This is a genomic window from Microbacterium hydrocarbonoxydans (assembly GCF_900105205.1).
In the GTDB taxonomy this organism is placed as follows: Bacteria; Actinomycetota; Actinomycetes; order Actinomycetales; family Microbacteriaceae; genus Microbacterium; species Microbacterium hydrocarbonoxydans.
The window spans coordinates 2418623-2435904 of the sequence record NZ_FNSQ01000005.1 but is presented as its reverse complement, the minus strand read 5'-3'; the positions used below and the strand labels follow the sequence as shown (position 1 = coordinate 2435904).

Here is a 17282-nt window from a genome sequence, read left to right as displayed (position 1 = left end):
GGGGCATCCGAATGTTCGTCGCGAGCGCTCGATCAGGCGCGGGCGGCCTCCGAGACGCGGCGGGCTGCGGCGAGTGCCTCGTCGAGATCGGCCTTGAGGTCGTCGATGTTCTCGATGCCGACCGACAGGCGGACGAGACCGGGGGTGACGCCCGCGGTGAGCTGCTGCTCGGGGGTGAGCTGCGCGTGCGTGGTGGACGCAGGGTGGATGACGAGCGAGCGCACGTCGCCGATGTTGGCGAGGTGGCTGAACAGTGACAGGCTGTTGACGAACTCACGACCGGCCTCCACGCCGCCCTTGAGCTCGAACGACAGCACCGCGCCGACACCCTTGGGGGCGTACTCGTTCGCCTTGGCGTACCAGGGCGACGAGGGCAGACCCGAGTAGTTCACCGAGGCGACGTCGTCGCGGCCGTCGAGCCACTCGGCGATCTCCTGGGCGTTCTGCACGTGGCGCTCGATTCGCAGCGACAGGGTCTCGATGCCCTGGATGAGGTTCCAGGCGCTCTGCGGCGCGATGGCCGAGCCGAGGTCGCGCAGCAGCTGCACGCGGGCCTTGATGATGTAGGCGAGCGGGTCGCCGACAGCGGCGGTGTAGCTGGCGCCGTGGTACGAGGGGTCGGGCTCGGTGAGGCCGGGGAAGCGCTCGACGTTCTTCGACCACTCGAACGTGCCGCCGTCGATGATCGCACCGCCGATGGTGGTGCCGTGGCCGCCGAGGAACTTGGTGACGGAGTGCACGACGATGTCGGCGCCGTGCTCGAACGGACGGATCAGGTACGGGGTCGCGATCGTGTTGTCGACGATCAGCGGCACGCCGCCCTCGTGCGCCACATCGGCGACGGTGCGGATGTCGAGGATGTTGATCTGCGGGTTGCCGATCGTCTCCGCGAAGAAGAGCTTCGTGTTCGGGCGCAGCGCGCGGCGCCATTCCTCGGGGTCGTCCTGGTTCTCGACGAACGTGACCTCGATGCCGAGCTTCGCGAGCGTGTACTTGAACAGGTTGTAAGTGCCGCCGTAGATCGAGCTCGACGAGACGATGTGGTCGCCGGCCTGGGCGATGTTGAGGACCGCGAACGTCGACGCCGCCTGGCCGCTGGCGAGGACGAGGGCGCCGGTGCCCCCCTCCAGGGCCGCGAGGCGCTGCTCCAGGACATCCTGGGTCGGGTTCTGGATGCGCGTGTAGATGTTGCCGAACTCCGCGAGGGCGAACAGGTTCGCCGCGTGGTCCGCGCTGTCAAACACGTACGACGTGGTCTGGTAGATCGGCGTCGCGCGCGCCTTGGTCACGGGGTCGGGAGCGGCGCCGGAGTGGATCTGCTTGGTCTCGAAGCGCCAGGTCTCGGGTGCGGACATGTGTTCCCCCTGGAACGGTTGGAAGGTCGATGCGACTGATGTCGTTGCATGCGACAGTACGGAATATCGCCGGCTGTCAACAGCGGGTGGGAAATGTGACGTAACAGACCGAGCCCTGCGAGCGGCGGACGGCGCCCCCGGCGCTCAGGCCTGGGCGAGCAGCGCGGCGGCCCAGCGGCGCGCGACAGCGAAGGGCTCTGCGAACGTGGTCATCCCGACCGTGACGATCGCGCCCTCGTAGAGCAGCATCATCGCCTGCGCGGAGGCGCGAGGATCCCGAAGCCCCGCCTCGGTGCAGAGCTCCTCGAAGACGCCGAGTAGCCAGAGTTTCTGGCGGGAGACCTCGGGAAACACCGGGTGGTCGTCCGTGCCGTCGGCGATCTCGGCGCGGGCGTTGATCGCGCTGCATCCCTTGGGGCTGTTCGCATCCGACCAGCTGATCGCGGCGTCGAAGATCGCGAGCACACGATCGATCCCGGGCTCGGGGACGAGTGCGAGCTGCTGGGCCACGTGCTCACGCCACCGCGCATCGCGGTGCTGCAGATACGCGACGACGAGCGCCTCCTTCGATCCGAATCGGTCGTAGAGCGTCTTCTTGGTGACGCCGGCCGCCTCGGCGATCGTATCGACGCCCACGGCATGGATGCCTCGCTCGTAGAACAGCTGCGACGCGGCGTCGAGTACCCGCCGCCCACCGGGAGTGAGGGGCGCGAGTTCCGGAACGGGGTGGGGCATGACCTCGACTATACCAGTCTGTATAGTCGAGGTCATGAGTAAACAGATCGGTGTACTTCAGGCCGCCGTGACGGTGGCTGCCGCAGCAACGTTCATCGTCTCGTGGAGCTCGGGGTTCATCATTCCGGCCTTCGCGACGGTCGACGTCTCTGCGCTCACCCTGCTCGTCTGGAGATTCGTGCCGCTCGCGGGGCTGCTGATCGCGGTCACGCTCGTGTCGGGAGCAGCGAAGGGCGTCTCTGGCCACGAGCTGCGGGTGCAGGCGGCGATCGGCGTGTTCGCGCAGTTCGGCTACTGCGTGGCGGTGTACGGCGCGGTGGCCGCCGGCATCGCGACCGGCACCGTGGCCCTGATCGATGCCGTCCAGCCGCTCGTGGTGGCGGTGCTGGTCGGCCCCATCCTCGGGCTGCGGGTGCGTGGCGCGCAGTGGATGGGCCTCGGCGTCGGCGCGGTCGGGGTCCTTCTCGTAGTGCGTTCGCAGTTCGGCTCGTCGGATGCTCCGGTGCTGGCGTACGCACTGCCCGTCATCGCGATGGCGTGTCTGATACTCGGCACGTTCGTGCAGCGGAGGTCGCCGGTGAGAACCGGTGTGCTCGTGACTCTGACCATTCACGTGACCGTCACGGCGGTGCTGCTGCTCGTGATCGCCGCGGCGACGGGGACGCTGGCGCCGCCGGCATCCGGCTCGTTCTGGCTCGCGGTGGCGTTGACCGCAGTCTTCCCGACGGTGATCGCCTACGGCCTGTACTGGTGGCTGCTGCGCCGAGTCGGAATCACCGCGCTGCAGGCCCTCCTCTTCCTGATGGCGCCGGCGACGTCGCTGGCCGGCGGTCTGCTGCTCGGCGAGCCGATGACCGTGGTCACGCTCGCCGGTTTCGTCCTGTGCGGGATCGGGGTCGGGCTCGTGCTCGCAGGAGAGCCGAGAGGGAGTGTGCAGACGGTGCAGTCGACCGGATGACCGGGGCGACGACCCGGGGCGGGGGAGCGGCGTTTCGGCGCAGAACATCGTACGGTGGAGGCATGGTGAACAGGCGTGCAGTGGTGACCGGTGCCAGCTCGGGAATCGGGGAGGCGACGGTGCGTGCCCTCCGCTCTCGCGGGTGGGGCGTCGTCGGAGTCGCTCGGCGCGAGTCCCGGTTGGCGGCGCTCGCCGCCGAGACCGGAGCCTCGGCGGTCGCGTGCGACCTCACGGACCCGGAGGCGGTCGCGGCGCTCGTCACGGAGCTCGAGGCCTCGGGGCCTGTGCACGCGCTGGTGCAGGTCGCCGGCGGTGCACGCGGCACGGACCGGATCGAGAACGCATCGACCGAGGACTGGCAGTGGATGTACGACGCCAACGTGCTCGCCAGCCAGCGACTCGTCGCTGGGCTCCTGCCGCTGCTGAGGCGCGCCGCTGCTGCGGACGGGCATGCGGACACGGTGTTCGTGACCTCGACCGCCGCGCAGGTCGCCTACCCGGGTGGCGGCGGGTACAACGCCGCGAAGGCCGCGCAAGCGATGCTGGTGCACGCGCTGCGCCTGGAGCTGAACGGCGAGCCCATCCGCGTGGCCGAGATCGCCCCTGGCATGGTGCGCACCGAGGAGTTCACCCTGAACCGTCTGGGCGGTGACGCGGTCGCCGCCGAGGCCGTCTACTCGGGCGTCGAGGCGCCGCTGCGCGCCGAGGATGTCGCGGACGTCATCGCCTATGCGCTGGACGCCCCCGCGCACGTCAACCTCGACCTCATCACGATGCGCCCGGTCGCCCAGTCCGCGAACCACCTGCTGGCGCGGGGTCCGCTGCGCGTGCGTCCGATCGACTGAGCATGGGGCCGCGGACTCTCGCCGAGCTCGCCGTCGACGGTCTGATCGATCAGGAGTGGGCCGAGGCGCTGGCGCCGGCGCAGCAGACGATCAGCGCGCTGGGCGATCGACTGCGCGAGGAGCAGGCGGCCGGTCGCGGCTACCTCCCGGCCGGCGATCACGTGCTGCGCGCCTTCGCGCGCCCGATGTCCGACGTCAAGGTCCTCATCACCGGTCAGGATCCGTATCCGACGCCCGGGCATCCCATCGGACTCTCGTTCGCCGTCGACCGGGACGTGCGTCCCCTGCCGCGCAGCCTCGGCAACATCTACCGCGAGCTGGAGAGCGACCTGGGTATCCCGCCGGCACCTCACGGCGATCTGACCTCCTGGAGCGATCAGGGCGTCCTGCTGCTGAATCGGGTGCTCACGGTGCGCCCCGGCGAGGCAGGCTCCCACCGCCGTTGGGGATGGGAGCAGGTGACCGAGCTCGCCATCCGCGCTCTCGTGGCACGGGATCGGCCGCTCGTCGCCATCCTCTGGGGCAAGGATGCCGGGAACCTGCAGCCGCTCCTCGGGGGCACGCCGGTGATCGCGTCCGCGCATCCGTCCCCCCTGTCAGCCAGCCGGGGATTCTTCGGTTCCCGGCCCTTCTCCCGGGCCAATGCCCTGCTGGAAGGCCTCGGCGTCGACCCGATCGACTGGCGCATCAAGGACGGCTCGCCTCTAAGCTGAGCGCATGCAGTTCGAGCCCGGTGACCGCCGCCGTGTGCTGCCGCGCCATCTGCGCCCGCAGCAGCAGCCCGATGTGTTCTCGTACTCGATCCGCCCGGCCAGGGCGGGAGATCTGCCCTACGTGCGCGAGATCTACAACCACTTCGTCAGCAACTCGGTCGTGACCCTCGACGAGCGCCGCAGCAGCATCCCGTACTGGCGGGAGAAGTTCGCCCTGCTGAGCAAGCTGGGGCTGCCCTTCCTCGTCGCGGTGTCGCCGACCGGAGTCGTGATCGGCTACGCACTGGCCCAGCCCTGGGCGGGCAAGAACGCCTACCGGTACACGGTCGAGGACTCGATCTACCTCGGTCCCGGCGCCGGGGGCAAGGGTCTCGGTGCGGCACTGCTCCAGGCGCTCATCGACGCGTGCGAGCAGCTCGGGATCCGCGAGATGGTGGCCGTGATCAGCGACAGCAAAGCAGACGCGTCGATCCGCCTGCACGCCAAGCTCGGATTCGTCGAGGCCGGCCGCATGGGGCGGGTCGGGCACAAGTTCGGGCGGGATCTCGGGACCGTCTACATGCGGCGCGCGCTGCGTCCGACACGTCGACGCAGATTCTTCGGCGCGGGCACCGGTCGCTGACCGCGCTCAGTCCGGGGGAGCGGGCATGACGGGGATCGCCGCGAGTAGCGTCTTCGTGTACTCCTGCGACGGATGCAGCAGCACATCAGCCGTCGCACCGCGCTCCACGACAGCGCCGTCCTTCATCACGACGACGGTGTCGCAGAGGTTCTGCACCACCCCGATGTCGTGGCTGACGAGCACGAGCGTGAGCTCGGTCGTGCGTCGCAGGTCGATGAGCAGCTCGAGGATCTGCGCCCGCACCGTCACGTCCAGTGCCGACAGCGGCTCGTCTCCGACCAGGATGCGCGGCCGGTGCGCGATCGCCCTCGCCAGCGCGATCCGCTGGCGCTGACCGCCGGAGAACTCGTGCGGATAGCGGTTCGCCATCTCGGGCTCGAGGCCGACCTGCGCCAGCACCTCGCGAACCCTGGCGCGGTGATCGCCGGGGATGTCCAGCGCCCACAGGGGTTCCCGGATGATCTGCTCCGCCGTCATCCGGGGGTCCAGTGAGGCGTACGGATCCTGGAACACCAGCCCGGTCTGACGTCGCAGCCAATGCAGTGAGCGAGCGGATGCGGACGCATCCACCGCCCTTCCATCGACGGTGACCGTGCCGGAGGTCGGCCGGTCGAGGCCCAGCAGGAGCCGGATGAGAGTGGACTTGCCCGAGCCCGACTCGCCGATGATGCCGAGGGACGACCCCTCGGCGATGTCGAGATCCGTCTCGGCCAGGGCGGTCTGCGTGCGGGCGCGTGCGAAGGACGAGCGTTGCGGGACGACGAAGTCACGCCGGAGCGACCGCGCCTCGATCAGGCTCATCGCTGCCCTCCCTCCGGCCGCCACAGGGTCGCGGTGGCATCGCGGAGGAGGCCCTGGGTGATCGGCGACGTCGGTGCGCTCAGCAGGGTGCGCACCGGGGCGGCCTCGACAACGTGCCCGTCCTCGAGGACCACCCCCTGCGTCGCGACCTGCGCGAGCACGGCCAGATCGTGCGTGATGAACACGAGCGACATGCCCTGCTCCTCGACGAGGCTCAGCAGCAGCGACAGGATCTCGGCCTGGATCGTGACGTCCAGCGCGGTCGTCGGCTCATCCGCGATGAGCAGACGGGGTCGGCAGGCCAGCGCCATCGCGATCGCCACACGCTGCCGCTGTCCGCCGGAGAGCTGGTGCGGGTATCGGTCGATGATCGACTCCGGGTCGGGCAGCCGCACGCGCGCGGCCTCCTGGACGGCGCGTGCCCGTGCGTCCCTGCGGCCGATTCCCTCGTGGATCCGGATCGACTCCGCGATCTGCCTGCCCACGGTGCGGATGGGGTTGAGCGCCGTGCGCGGCTCCTGGAAGACGATGCCGATCTCGTCCCCCGGAGTCGGGCGAGTTCGCGATCCGGCATGCCGATCAGCTCCGTGCCGTTCCAGCGGATGCTGCCGCTCGCGACTGCCCCCTCAGGAAGGAGGCCGAGCACGGCGAGCGCCGTCAGCGACTTGCCGGAGCCGGACTCGCCGATCAGCCCCAGTCGGGTGCCATCCGGCACCTCGAAGGAGATGCCGTCCACGACGGGGCGTCCGTCGATCCGGACGACGAGGTCGTTCACCTCGAGGCTCATGCGATCACCGCCGGGGTGTGGACCTCGGCCGCGCGGTGGCGCAGCGTCGGGTCAGTGGCCTCGCGCAGGCCGTCGCCCAGGAGGTTGAGCGCCAGCACGGTGATCGTGATCGCCAGACCCGGCCAGATCACCGAAAGCGGATGCACGCCGATGTAGCGCTGCAGGTCGGCGAGCAGCAGTCCCCAGCTCGGCTCGACGACCGATGCTCCGAAGCCGAGGTAGGAGAGCCCCGCTTCGGCGAGCACGGCGACGGCCATCGACCAGGAGAGCTGCACGATGAACACCGGGGCGACGTTGGGGAGGAGATGGCGGCGCAGACTCTGCCCTGCGGTGAGGCCGGACGCCTTGGCCGCGAGCACGAAGTCGCTCTGCTGCACCCGGCGCAGCTCCGGTCTGGTGACTCTGGCGATGTTCACGCCGAACCCGATCCCCACCGACCAGATCACGACCCAGAGCGAACCGCCCCAGACCGAGGAGATCATCATGGCGATCAGGAGCACGGGGAAGGCGATCAGGATGTCGACCAGCACGGCGACGGTCTCCCGCAGCCAGCGAGCGGTGAGCGCCCCGAGAGCCGCGAGGGCGATCCCGACGAGCGTCGCGACGACGCCGGCTCCGACGCTGACGAAGACGGTCGTCCTGGCGCCGGCCATCAGCAGGCTCAGGATGTCGCGGCCGGTGTCGTCGGTGCCGAGCAGATGCGGCCAGCTCGGGATCGCCCAGCGGTTGCGGACGTCGGACTCCTGCGGGTCGAACGGCGTCCACAGCAGCGAGACGAGCGCGGTGACCGTGATGACCGCGACCACGATCAGCCCGAACCGCCCTGTGGCGGTGCGCCAGAGTCTCGACAGCCAGCCGGGCATCAGGACTCCCTCTGCCGGGGGTCCACAGCGCGGTGGATGAGGTCGACCACGGACCCCACCACGAGCACGAAGCCGGTGAGCACCAGCAGCTCGCTCTGCACCTTGATGAGGTCGCGCGTGCCGACGTCGGCGACCAGCATCCGTCCGATGCCGGGGAGCGTGAACAGCTGCTCGATCACGACGGACCCGACGATGATCCCGGCGATCTGCAGGCCCAGCACGGTGATGATCGACAGGCCGACGGCGGGGATGCCGTGCGAGATCAGAGCGCGGGTGCGGGTGAGCCCTTTCGCGGCGGCTGTGCGCACGAAGTCCTGTCCCGCCGCCTGCAGGGTCGCGCTGCGTACGAAGCGCATCAGCATGGCACCTTCGACGATGCCGATCGTGAGGGCGGGGAGGAGGAGCGATTCGATGGCCTTACCCGGCGTGCTCCACCCGGTGCGGGGGAAGCCCTGAGGGGGGAGCCAGCCGAGCCACACCGAGAACACGACGATGAGCATCATCCCGGCCCAGACGACGGGCACCGCCGCGAGGGCCTGGGCGCCGACGCTGAGCGCCGTGCCGCCGCGTCCGCCGCGACGGAGGGCTGCGAGGATGCCGAAGGGCACGGCGATGAGCACGGCGATCAGCAGAGCCATGATGCCCAGGGGCACGGTCACCTGGGCCTTGAGCAGTAGCTCCTCGCCGACGGATGCGCCGGAGAGGAGCGAGGTGCCGAGATCCCCGCGGAAGATGCCGCCGATCCACTCCGCGTACTGCGCGGGCAGGGGACGGTCGAGTCCGAGGGACTCCCGCAACGCCTCGACCTCCGAGGGGGAGGCCTGGGTTCCGGCGATCAGCTGGGCGACGTCGCCGGGGAAGACCCGCAGCGTCAGGAAGATCACGACGCTCGACACGAGGAGCCCTGCGATGAGCAGGGCTCCCCGGACGAGCGCGTAGCGGATCACGACGTGCGCGTCGTCACTTCTCGGTGGCGACGGTGACGCCGGCCAGGTTGATGCGCGAGTTGATCGAGTCCTCGGGGAACCCCGCGACGCGCGGGCTCACGGCCGTGATCGTCGCGCCGTTGTACAGCCAGTCCGCGGCGTGGTCCTCCGAGACGATCCGGGCGGCTTCGGCGAGGAGATCAGCGGACTTGTCGGGGTCGACCTCGGCGAGGGCCTCGGTGTAGAGCTCCTGCACCTCGGTGTTGTCGTATCCGAAGTAGTAGTCCGGGTTCGCGAAGTTGCCGAAGTCGCGCGGCTCGACGTGCAGCACGAAGCTCAGGTCGTAGTCGTGGTTGGTGTAGACGTCCTCGAGCCACGTCGGGAACTCGACCGAGTCCACCTTGAGCGTGACGCCGACCTTCTGGAAGTCGGAGATGAGCACCTTCGGCACGGTCGTGCCGTAGAAGCTCGGGATCGTCAGAGTGAGCTCGAGATCCTCCTGGCCCGCCTCGGCGAGGAGCTCCTTCGCCTTCTCGGGGTCGTAGGAGATCACATCGGAGAGGTCCTCGTAGCCGGGGTCGAGCTCCGGGATCGGGCCGTAGAGGGTGGCGCCGGCGCCGACGGCCTCGACGAGGCCCTCGTGATCGATCGCCAGACGCAGGGCCTCGCGGACCTTGACGTCGTCGAGCGGAGCCTTGGCGTTGTTGAACGCCAGCGTCGCCTTGTCGGTCGTGCGGCCGGTGGTGAGGGTGAAGTCGCCCGAGTCCTCGAGCTGAGGCGCAAGGTTCGGGTCGACGGCGGTCAGCACCTGCACGCCGCCGTCGAGCGCGGTGTTCACGCCGGCGGTGAAGTCGGGGATGTACTGGAACTCGACCTCTGCCACGCCGGCCGGCTCGCCCCAGTACGCCTCGTTGCGTGCGAACGTGATGGAGCTGCCCTTGTTCCATCGTGTCAGGGTGAAGGGCCCCGTGCCGTTCTCGGCGGTCTTGAGGTCCGTCTTGTCGCCCTTCTGGAAGACGAGTCCGGCCGGGCCCGTCAGCGCGAAGAGGAAGTTCTGGTTCGGCTCGGTGAGCACGATCTGCACGGTCGTGGCATCCGGCGCGCTGATGGAGGCGATCGAGGCGAACTCGGCGTTGCCCTGCAGGGTGGCATCGGTGCGGACCGCTTCGTAGGACGCGACGACGTCGGCGGAGGTGAGCGCCGTGCCGCTGTGGAAAGTGACCCCGTCGTTGAGGGTGAAGGAGTAGGTGAGCCCGTCCTCCGACACCTCGTAGTCCGAGGCCAGGCGCGGTTCGATCTCGTTCTCCTGAGAGCGGCTGACGAGCCCCTCGTAGATGTTGTCGATCAGGATCTGCTCGAGGGCCGCGCCGCTCGTGTGGCGGATGTCGAGGTTGGTGGGTTCGAGGACCAGTCCGACCTGGAGCGTCGCATCGGGGTCGGGCTCGCCCACAGGCTCCGTGGCCTCGGGTGCGGAGCCGCCGGAGCAGGCGCTGAGGACGATGGCGCTCGCCGCGATCGCGGAGATCAGCGCGAGTCGTCGCGTACGTCGGAACATGGGGTGATTCCTCTCGGTGCGGCAGTTGCTGTGTGCCGGTGGGTCGAGCCTAGGGATGTCTCGGGTGGGTCGGGCGGAGTGTGGAACGGAACGTCACAATCCGTGGCTGGCGAGTCGGGAGCCGATCAGCGCGGCGAGTTCCGCCGGAGCGGTCTCCTGGACGTTGTGGGTGGCCTGCATCGCCACGACCCGAGCCTCGGGAAGGCGTCGGGCGAACTCCTCCGCATCCGCTGCGGTGACGAAGCCCGCGGTCGCCCGTACGAGCGTCACGGGGACGGCGACCTGCGCGAGATCGTCCCATCCGGTGGTGTGCAGCGCTGAGGGAGCGGCGTCGTCGCCGGGGTGGTGGGCGGCCAGAGTCTGGGCGGCGAGGTGTGCGAAGTGGTGCTTCCACTCGATCCGGCCGTCCTCGCGGCGGCGCGTGTTGAGGAACACCCCTCGCTCGGTGTCGGCGCGCGCGCCGCCGAACCCGAATGCGATCGCCCGATCCACGAGCTCGTCCCTGGTGGCGAAGTCGGTCGGTCCCGCGTAGAACTCGCGGAGTGCGGCCGGGCCCGCCGAGGTGTCGATGCCGGGGGTGATGTCGACGACGACGAGCTCGGCGACGAGGTCGGGGCGCGCTGCGGCGAGGGCAGCTCCCGTCAGTCCGCCGAGAGACTGGCCGACGACCAGCTGCGGCTCCGTGGTCCAGGCGTCCAGCGCTGCGGCGACATCGGCCGCGAGCGTGCGCGGGCTGTACTCGGCGTCGCTCCGCCACGAGGAGTCGCCATGACCTGCCAGGTCGATCGACAGGACCGGCTGCCGCAGCGCGAGGACGGTCGTGTCCCAGGTGTGGGCGTTGAGGCCCGCTCCGTGCAGCAGGGTGATGCGCGGTGCGCCGTCACCGAAGCGCAGGCCGCTCACCTGGCGCCCGTCGGGAAGGGTCAGCAGCATCCGCTCCGCGGACGGGACCGGTGCTCCCATCGCCTCTGCCTGTGCGGGAAGATAGCTGAACTCGCTCTTGTCGATCGCCACATCCATATTCTGCTCTGCTTTCGGGAGGAGGAGGCAATGCGGGATCACTATGACAAGTTGAACCCCGGACTTGCTTGCTTTTAAACCAAGCCATTCGCCGATGTGCTTGTCTGTCTGGATTCTCCAGCTTGTCTGGGCTCTCGGCGAGATGTCGCCGCAACGGAATATCATGGAGGCATGAGCGAGAAGCGCGTGCACCTCTCCAAGACCGAGCCGGCGGCCTACCAGGCGCTCGACGCATTCGCGCGGACCGTCGGCGATATCTGCGCCGCCAACGGCATCGACGATCGCCTCAAGGAGATCGTGATGATCCACTGCTCTCAGCTCAACGGCTGCAGCTACTGCACCCGGCTGCACGTGGACAGGGCGCTCAAGGCGGGTCTGGACACCGACACGCTCATGCAGATCGCCACCTGGCGGGAGAGCGACGTGTTCACCGAGCGGGAAGAGGCGGCGCTCGAACTCGCCGAGGCCTTCACCTTCATCTCCGAGGAGGGGATCTCCGACGAGGTCTACGACCGCGTGGGCGGCATCCTCACCGAGAAGGAGTACGCGGCCCTCAGCTGGGCGTGCATCTCCATCAACGCGTTCAACCGCGTCGTGATCGCCGGTCGCTATCCGGTGCCGCCGCGCGCGCCCCAGGCACAGGCATGAGCGTCCTCGACGTCGACGGCGTCAACAACTTCCGCGACGTGGGCGGTCTGCCGGCGGAAGGCGGACGCATCCGCTCCGGCGTCCTGCTGCGGTCGGGTCAGCTCTCCGGCGCCACCACGGCGGGTGTGAACGAGGTGCGCCGACGCGTCGCCCACATCGTCGACCTGCGCGACGGCGAGGAGGTCGCGGCCGAGCCGACGGAGATCGAAGGCCCCGAGACCACCCATCTGCCGCTCTTCCTGGGGTCGGTGCGGTCGTTCTTCGAGACGGACACGAGCCTCGAAGACCTCTATCTGCATCTCCTCGAAGAGAGTGGCGAACGGCTGGTCGCCGCCATCCGGATCATCGCCGCCGGTGAGCCGACTCTGGTGCACTGCACGGTCGGCAAGGACCGCACCGGGGTGACCGTCGCCCTCGCGCTCGCGGCGGTCGGCACCGACCGCGAGGCGATCATCGAGGACTACGCGCTCACCGAATCACTGCTGCCGGCTGAGAGATCGCAGCGGATCGCCGCCTACCTGCGGTCCCAGCACCCCGAGGCGGTGCACGCCGTCGCCCTCGCCACCCAGTCACCGGCGCCTGTCATGCGTGCGCTGCTGGACGGGGTCGACCGCCGCTGGGGTTCGGTCGCCGACTACCTGCGGGCGAACGGGATGACGGACGAGGAGCTCGCCGCGCTTCGGGCGGCTCTCGTCGAACCTCTCCTCGAGCAAGGTTAGGCAACCCTTCATGTGGTGTATCATGGATGCATCATGGAGACGTTCCTCGAGACCCGCAGCACGCGCGCTGAGCGCCGTGCGGCGCGGCGTCGCGCACACCACCTGGTGACCGCCGACGAGCACTCGCTCGCCGAGCTCGAAGCCTTCCTGGCGACGCTCCCGCTGTGCGCCTCCGGGCGCATCTTCATCGAGGTGGCCGACGCGTCGGACATCGGCGTGATCGAGGCTCCCGGTCGGATGACCGTGACCTGGCTCGCCCGAGCGCAGCGCTCCGGAGCTCCCGGTACCGGCCGCGCCTGCGCGCCAGGACAGGCCATCGCGCGCGCGACGTGCGCCTGGGCCGACGAGATGCTGTGCGACGATGAGCTCGAGACCCACGTGACGCTGCTCGGCGGCTACCTCGGCACGGCCGACATCGTCGAGCACCTCACCGGTGCCCTCGAGATCCAGCCGTCGCAGATCTACGCGCCCGAGCGGTTCGGACTTCTTCCCGCCGAGCGCTGAGCGCCTCCGCGTCGCACGTAGTTGCCGTCCTCGAGGCCCGCCTCGATCTCGAAGCGGTTGCGCAGCGGGTCGCGACCCGCGAAGAGGTACAGCACCGGCAGCAGGATGCCATAGCGCAGCCACTGCGCCTTGTGCACGGCCTCGTGCTTGAGCATGGCGTCGCTCGGAGGCTCGTCGCCCGTCAGGAAGCAGCCGCCGACGCACACTCCGCCGCGGTTGAAGGTCCAGCTCGGCATTCCGCGGAACACCCAGAGTCCACTCCGTCGCTCGATCGGGCCCGTGCTCCACAGTGAGCCCCAGACCCAGCCGACGGCGGTGCCCCACCAGTAGCCGGCACGGCTGATCGGGGAACGGAGCAGGAACGAGGGGATGCGCCGATCGAGACGTCGGCCGCGGGCGAGCGCCCGATCGGCGGCAGGACGCCAGTCAGGCGCGCTCACGCGACTGCTCCGACGAGTCGCAGCAGCGCGCCGAGGTCGTCGACGGCGTCGGCGGGTGAGCGGGGCGCGAAGCCGGCGATCGTGGCTCCGGCCAGCGGTACGCGCGTGCGGAGGGCGCGGATGGCGGCGCTCAGCGTGGCCGGCGAGAGGCCGAAGGGGGAGGGGGATGAGACACCGGTGATCTCCGCGGGGTCGAGCACATCGACGTCGATGTGCACCCAGACGCGGGACGCACCGGTCCGCTCGACGGCGTCCGCAAGAGCGTCGGCGTCGTCGAGGTCGGCGACCGAGAGTGCAGTGAGACCGTCGCTGGCCGTGACCTCGTCATCGTCGAGCGTGCGCATCCCCACGGTCACCACGCGGTCGCGGGAGATTCCGGGGGCGAGGGCGAGCTGCGGCTCCCCATCGCCGAGGACTGCACGCAGCGCCATGCCGGAGAAGGCGCCGGAGTGCGAGGTGTCCGGCGTGTGCATGTCGCCGTGCGCGTCGCACCACACGACGGCGAGGTCGTCCGTACCTCCGGGGAGCGCGGCGAGGGCGGCCACGGTCACACTGCAGTCGCCACCGATCACGACGGTGTCGGCGGTCATGCTCGCCTCCACCAGTTCGCGGGTGCGCAGCAGGGCGCTGAGGCGGCGCACGCCGGTGCCGAGAGACTCACCCGCCTCGACGGGGACCTCGAGCACCGTGGTCGCACTGCGCGGAAGGTCGCCGGCGATCGCCGAGGCGCCGTCCACGAGCAGCATGGCCCGCGCGGCAGGGGAGCCCTGCCACTGCGGGACGACGAGGAATCGCACCATCGGTGCCTCCAGCTGAAAAAGAGCGGATGCCCCGGACGCGACGGTCCGGGGCATCCGACTGCGGGGTCAGGAGCCTTCGATGGCCTGACGGGGTGCTGCTCCACCGGACTTGAGCTCCGCGAGGCGTGCCTCGACCTCGGTGAGCTCGCCGAGGTCCTCGAGGCTCTCGAACTGGGCGTCGAGGCTGGACGCGGCCAGTTCGATCTTGCCCTGGGCGAGCGCCTCCTGGCGACGGACCTTGTCCTCGAAGCGACCGAGCTCGCTGGTCGGGTCCAGGACGTTGATCGACGAGACCGCATCCTGCACCTTGGTCTGCGCCTCAGCGACCTTGGCGCGGGCGAGCAGCTCGCTGCGCTTGTTCTTGAGCTCGCCGAGCTTGTCCTTCATGCCGTTCAGGCCCGACTTGAGCTTGTCGACGATCTCGGTCTGCGCGGCGATCTGCGGCTCGGCGCCGGTCGCCTCGCGCTCGGCGCTGATCTGACGCTGGAGCGCGATCTTGGCGAGGTTGTCGAACTTGTCGGCATCCGCCGCGTCCCCGGTGGCGCGCATCTCGTCGGCCTTGCGGCTGGCGGCGAGGGCCTTGTTGCCCCACTCGGTCGCCGCCTGGACGTCTTCCTCGTGGTCGCGCTCGAGCAGGCGCAGGTTGCCGATGGTCTCGGCGATGGCCGACTCGGCATCCGCGATGCTGTTGGTGTAGTCGCGGACGAGCTGGTCGATCATCTTCTGCGGGTCTTCCGCAGAGTCCAGGAGCGAGTTGATGTTCGCGCGGACGAGGGTGGAGATACGTCCGAAGATGGACTGCTTGGTCATGCGTGGTTCCTTTCAGAGGGTCGGAATCGATGTCTGTGGGTGGTCTGCGAGGCGGCTCAGAAGCGTCCTCCTCCTGATCGACGGCCTCCGCCGCTCGAGCGGCCTCCGCCGCCGAAGCCGGAGCTGCGGAAACCGCCGCCGCCGCTGGATCTCCAGCTGCTGCTCCGAGACGAACGTCCGCCGCCGCCTCCACCGGAGAGCAATCCGCCGATGATGCCACCCAGGATGTCGCCGCCGAGTCCGGAGCCGCCGGAGCTGCCGCCGCCGAAGAAGCCGCCGCCACCGCCCCAGCCGTCGCTCTCGTACCGGCTGGGGTTCATCGCCGCGACGTCGGCCTGGGCGGAGGAGGTGGCTTGCCGGACGAGCTCGAGGGCTCTGCCCGCCTCGGACAGCGCGGCCTCGGGCTGCGAGCTCCGCAGCCCGAGCGCCTGGTTCAGGGTGCTCTCGGCCTGGGAGAGGCGCGTGCGGGCGGTGGATCCGACCGTTCCGCGTCGCGTCTCGATGTACTCCCTGGCCGCGCGGATCTCGGACTCTGCCTGAGCGAGCGTCTGCTCCAGCATCTGCTGCACGCGACGAGCGCGTTCGACGGCCTGCGTGCCCTGGGCGATCGCGGCGTCGATCTGCGTGTTCGCGGCTGTGAGCGCGTCGAGGACGCGGCGCGGGCTGCGAGCCGATCCCGTGAGAGACGCCTGCGCCTGCTGCAGCTGCTGAGCGGTCGCTGCGGCCACAGGAGCGATCGTGCCACTCTCGTCCGGCAGCTGCTGAGCCGCCGCGATGTCGGCCTGCAGCTCGGTGATCAGTGCCTGCGCCTGGGATTCGATGGCCACGAGCTCCGATCCGAGCGCGGTGATCGCCTGCACGAGCTGTCCGGCCTGTGCGACCGACTGCTCCGCCGTGCGGATGGCGAACGCCGCTTCGCCGCTGCGACCGGCGGTGATCGCCGCCCTGGCCGCCTCGATGGAGCGGTCGGCCAGGGCCGCGCGCTCCCGTGCCTGCGCGGGGTTGTCGACGACGGTGGAGAGCTCTGCCGCGTCGAAGGTCGTGGAGAGAGCGGCGAGAGCGGGCTCGGCGCCGGCCAGCACGCCGTTCAGGGCCTGCCGCTCCTGCGCGACGCGTTCGAGCTCCTGAGGCGCGTTCTGCTCCAGTTTGCGCAGCGCGTCGAACGCCTCGGCATTCCGGTCGAGGACCTCGTCGATCTCGTCGCAGATCTGGATGATGCGGATGTGCCAGGCGCGGCGGTCGTGGACGGTGTCCTCGATCTCGTCGTCGAGCTTCTGCCTGAGGTCGAACGCCTCGGACATTCTGGCCTTCGCCGTCTCGATCGCTGCGCTGAACTCGGCGGTCGCCGGTTCGCCGAACTGCGCCACCGCGAAACCGAGCTCCTCACGGCTCGACGTGATCGCATCATCCGCCTGCACGAGCGCAGTCCCGGCCTGCGTCTCGACCTGCTCGTCGGTGAGGGTGGAGAACGGGTCGTTCGGATCGGGGGTCTCCGGCATGGCGCCGCGTCTGCGGATCTCGGCGTTGCGTCGAGCCCGCCGGACGAGCGAGATGACGAGCCAGACGATGAGCGCCAGCGCGATAACGCCGACCACGATCAGGGTCGTGCGCAGCGCGCCCGCGCCGCCGTCCCCTTGCATCTCGTCCGCCGCGGCAGTGATCGCGCCGGCCCACTCGTCATCACTGAGACGACTCTCGATCGCCCTCTCGATGCCGGCCTGCTGTGAGGCGCTGATCGGCCCTGACGAATCGGCACTGAACGAATAAGTACGGTCGTCGACGGCCACCGCGAGGAGGTAGTCGCTGCTTCCGAGACCATTCATCTGGGCGACGGCGTCGGTCCAGCCGGGCGCATCACCCGGGTTGGAGAAGGAGTCGACGAACACGACGAAGAGGTCCATACCGGTGGCATCGGTGAGCTCGGCAAGACGTGCCTCTGCATCATCCTGCTCGGAGCTGCTCAGCACGCCTGCCTCGTCGAGGACGTGATCAGCGCCGAGTCGCACGGGATCGGTCGCGGATGCCACGGTCGTCGGCACCACTGCGAGTGCCGCAGCCAGTGCGAGTGCGGTCAGCGTCAGCCACCGTGTCTTCATCGTGATCCCTCCGACCGGCAGCCGAGCCCCATGGCACGAGTCTATGCACAGAGGCCGACACGCGACAGCTTCCGGACCGGGATAG

18 protein-coding genes and 1 pseudogene are annotated in these 17282 nt (G+C 69.6%); 7 read left to right on the top strand and 12 right to left on the bottom strand.

Annotated features, from left to right (window positions below; all coding sequences use genetic code 11):
- Positions 1–32 precede the first annotated feature (32 nt).
- Together BLW44_RS12095 and BLW44_RS12090 are read right to left on the bottom strand one after the other, a co-directional pair.
- The gene (locus tag BLW44_RS12095) at positions 33–1355 is read right to left on the bottom strand and encodes a bifunctional o-acetylhomoserine/o-acetylserine sulfhydrylase (protein WP_060926537.1); all 1323 of its coding nucleotides are present in this window, start codon (positions 1353–1355) and stop codon (positions 33–35) included.
- Positions 1356–1499: 144 nt separating this feature from the next.
- On the bottom strand, positions 1500–2090 hold the full coding sequence (locus tag BLW44_RS12090) for a TetR/AcrR family transcriptional regulator (RefSeq protein WP_060926538.1): 591 nt from the start codon (positions 2088–2090) through the stop codon (positions 1500–1502).
- Positions 2091–2124: 34 nt separating this feature from the next.
- Between BLW44_RS12090 and BLW44_RS12085 the strand changes: the two genes are divergently transcribed.
- The 4 genes from BLW44_RS12085 to BLW44_RS12070 all read left to right on the top strand — a co-directional run bounded on the left by BLW44_RS12085 (position 2125) and on the right by BLW44_RS12070 (position 5228).
- The gene (locus BLW44_RS12085) at positions 2125–3048 is read left to right on the top strand and encodes a DMT family transporter (protein ID WP_245647384.1); all 924 of its coding nucleotides are present in this window, start codon (positions 2125–2127) and stop codon (positions 3046–3048) included.
- 62 nt (positions 3049–3110) lie between these two features.
- The gene (locus BLW44_RS12080; RefSeq protein WP_174521348.1) at positions 3111–3893 is read left to right on the top strand and encodes an SDR family oxidoreductase; all 783 of its coding nucleotides are present in this window, start codon (positions 3111–3113) and stop codon (positions 3891–3893) included.
- A 2-nt stretch (positions 3894–3895) separates the two neighbouring features.
- The gene (locus BLW44_RS12075) at positions 3896–4606 is read left to right on the top strand and encodes a uracil-DNA glycosylase (protein ID WP_060926540.1); all 711 of its coding nucleotides are present in this window, start codon (positions 3896–3898) and stop codon (positions 4604–4606) included.
- A 4-nt stretch (positions 4607–4610) separates the two neighbouring features.
- Positions 4611–5228, top strand: a complete 618-nt coding sequence (locus BLW44_RS12070) for a GNAT family N-acetyltransferase (protein WP_060926541.1) — start codon at positions 4611–4613, stop codon at positions 5226–5228.
- 6 nt (positions 5229–5234) lie between these two features.
- Here the strand turns inward: BLW44_RS12070 and BLW44_RS12065 are convergent, their stop codons facing one another.
- The 6 genes and pseudogenes from BLW44_RS12065 to BLW44_RS12040 all read right to left on the bottom strand — a co-directional run bounded on the left by BLW44_RS12065 (position 5235) and on the right by BLW44_RS12040 (position 11180).
- Entirely contained in the window at positions 5235–6029 is a 795-nt protein-coding gene (locus BLW44_RS12065; protein ID WP_060926542.1) for an ABC transporter ATP-binding protein, read from the bottom strand.
- Positions 6026–6816: pseudogene (locus tag BLW44_RS12060) on the bottom strand (ATP-binding cassette domain-containing protein). The gene BLW44_RS12065 and the pseudogene BLW44_RS12060 overlap by 4 nt, the downstream one beginning before the upstream one ends.
- Positions 6813–7679: an ABC transporter permease gene (locus BLW44_RS12055; RefSeq protein ID WP_060926544.1), complete on the bottom strand. Its 867-nt coding sequence runs from the start codon at positions 7677–7679 to the stop codon at positions 6813–6815. Before BLW44_RS12055 ends, BLW44_RS12060 begins: the two are co-directional and overlap by 4 nt.
- Complete coding sequence (locus BLW44_RS12050; RefSeq protein WP_060926545.1) at positions 7679–8626, bottom strand: ABC transporter permease; 948 nt, start codon at positions 8624–8626, stop codon at positions 7679–7681. Before BLW44_RS12050 ends, BLW44_RS12055 begins: the two co-directional genes overlap by 1 nt.
- A gap of 13 nt (positions 8627–8639) precedes the next feature.
- Entirely contained in the window at positions 8640–10160 is a 1521-nt protein-coding gene (locus BLW44_RS12045) for an ABC transporter substrate-binding protein (RefSeq protein WP_060926546.1), read from the bottom strand.
- 93 nt (positions 10161–10253) lie between these two features.
- The gene (locus tag BLW44_RS12040; RefSeq protein ID WP_060926547.1) at positions 10254–11180 is read right to left on the bottom strand and encodes an alpha/beta fold hydrolase; all 927 of its coding nucleotides are present in this window, start codon (positions 11178–11180) and stop codon (positions 10254–10256) included.
- 171 nt (positions 11181–11351) lie between these two features.
- On the opposite strand from BLW44_RS12040, the gene BLW44_RS12035 reads away from it, so the two are divergent.
- From BLW44_RS12035 to BLW44_RS12025, 3 genes are read left to right on the top strand one after another with little or no spacing between them, the layout of a single operon-like run.
- Complete coding sequence (locus tag BLW44_RS12035; RefSeq protein ID WP_060926548.1) at positions 11352–11828, top strand: carboxymuconolactone decarboxylase family protein; 477 nt, start codon at positions 11352–11354, stop codon at positions 11826–11828.
- Positions 11825–12547, top strand: coding sequence for a tyrosine-protein phosphatase (locus tag BLW44_RS12030; RefSeq protein ID WP_060926549.1), 723 nt, complete (start codon positions 11825–11827; stop codon positions 12545–12547). The genes BLW44_RS12035 and BLW44_RS12030 overlap by 4 nt, the downstream gene beginning before the upstream one ends.
- Positions 12548–12580: 33 nt before the next feature.
- Positions 12581–13051 carry an SIP domain-containing protein gene (locus BLW44_RS12025; protein ID WP_060926550.1) on the top strand — a complete coding sequence of 157 codons (471 nt, stop codon included), beginning with the start codon at positions 12581–12583 and terminating at the stop codon, positions 13049–13051.
- Here the strand turns inward: BLW44_RS12025 and BLW44_RS12020 are convergent.
- The 4 genes from BLW44_RS12020 to BLW44_RS12005 form a co-directional block, all read right to left on the bottom strand.
- Entirely contained in the window at positions 13009–13491 is a 483-nt protein-coding gene (locus tag BLW44_RS12020; RefSeq protein ID WP_060926551.1) for a hypothetical protein, read from the bottom strand. The two genes, BLW44_RS12025 and BLW44_RS12020, sit on opposite strands and share 43 nt — an antisense overlap.
- Positions 13488–14291 (bottom strand): arginase family protein, encoded by an 804-nt coding sequence (locus BLW44_RS12015; RefSeq protein ID WP_060926552.1) that lies wholly within the window; start codon positions 14289–14291, stop codon positions 13488–13490. The genes BLW44_RS12020 and BLW44_RS12015 overlap by 4 nt, the downstream gene beginning before the upstream one ends.
- Positions 14292–14357: 66 nt before the next feature.
- Entirely contained in the window at positions 14358–15101 is a 744-nt protein-coding gene (locus tag BLW44_RS12010) for a PspA/IM30 family protein (RefSeq protein ID WP_060926553.1), read from the bottom strand.
- A 56-nt stretch (positions 15102–15157) separates the two neighbouring features.
- Complete coding sequence (locus tag BLW44_RS12005; RefSeq protein ID WP_060926554.1) at positions 15158–17197, bottom strand: TPM domain-containing protein; 2040 nt, start codon at positions 17195–17197, stop codon at positions 15158–15160.
- Between the last annotated feature and the right edge of the window lie 85 nt (positions 17198–17282).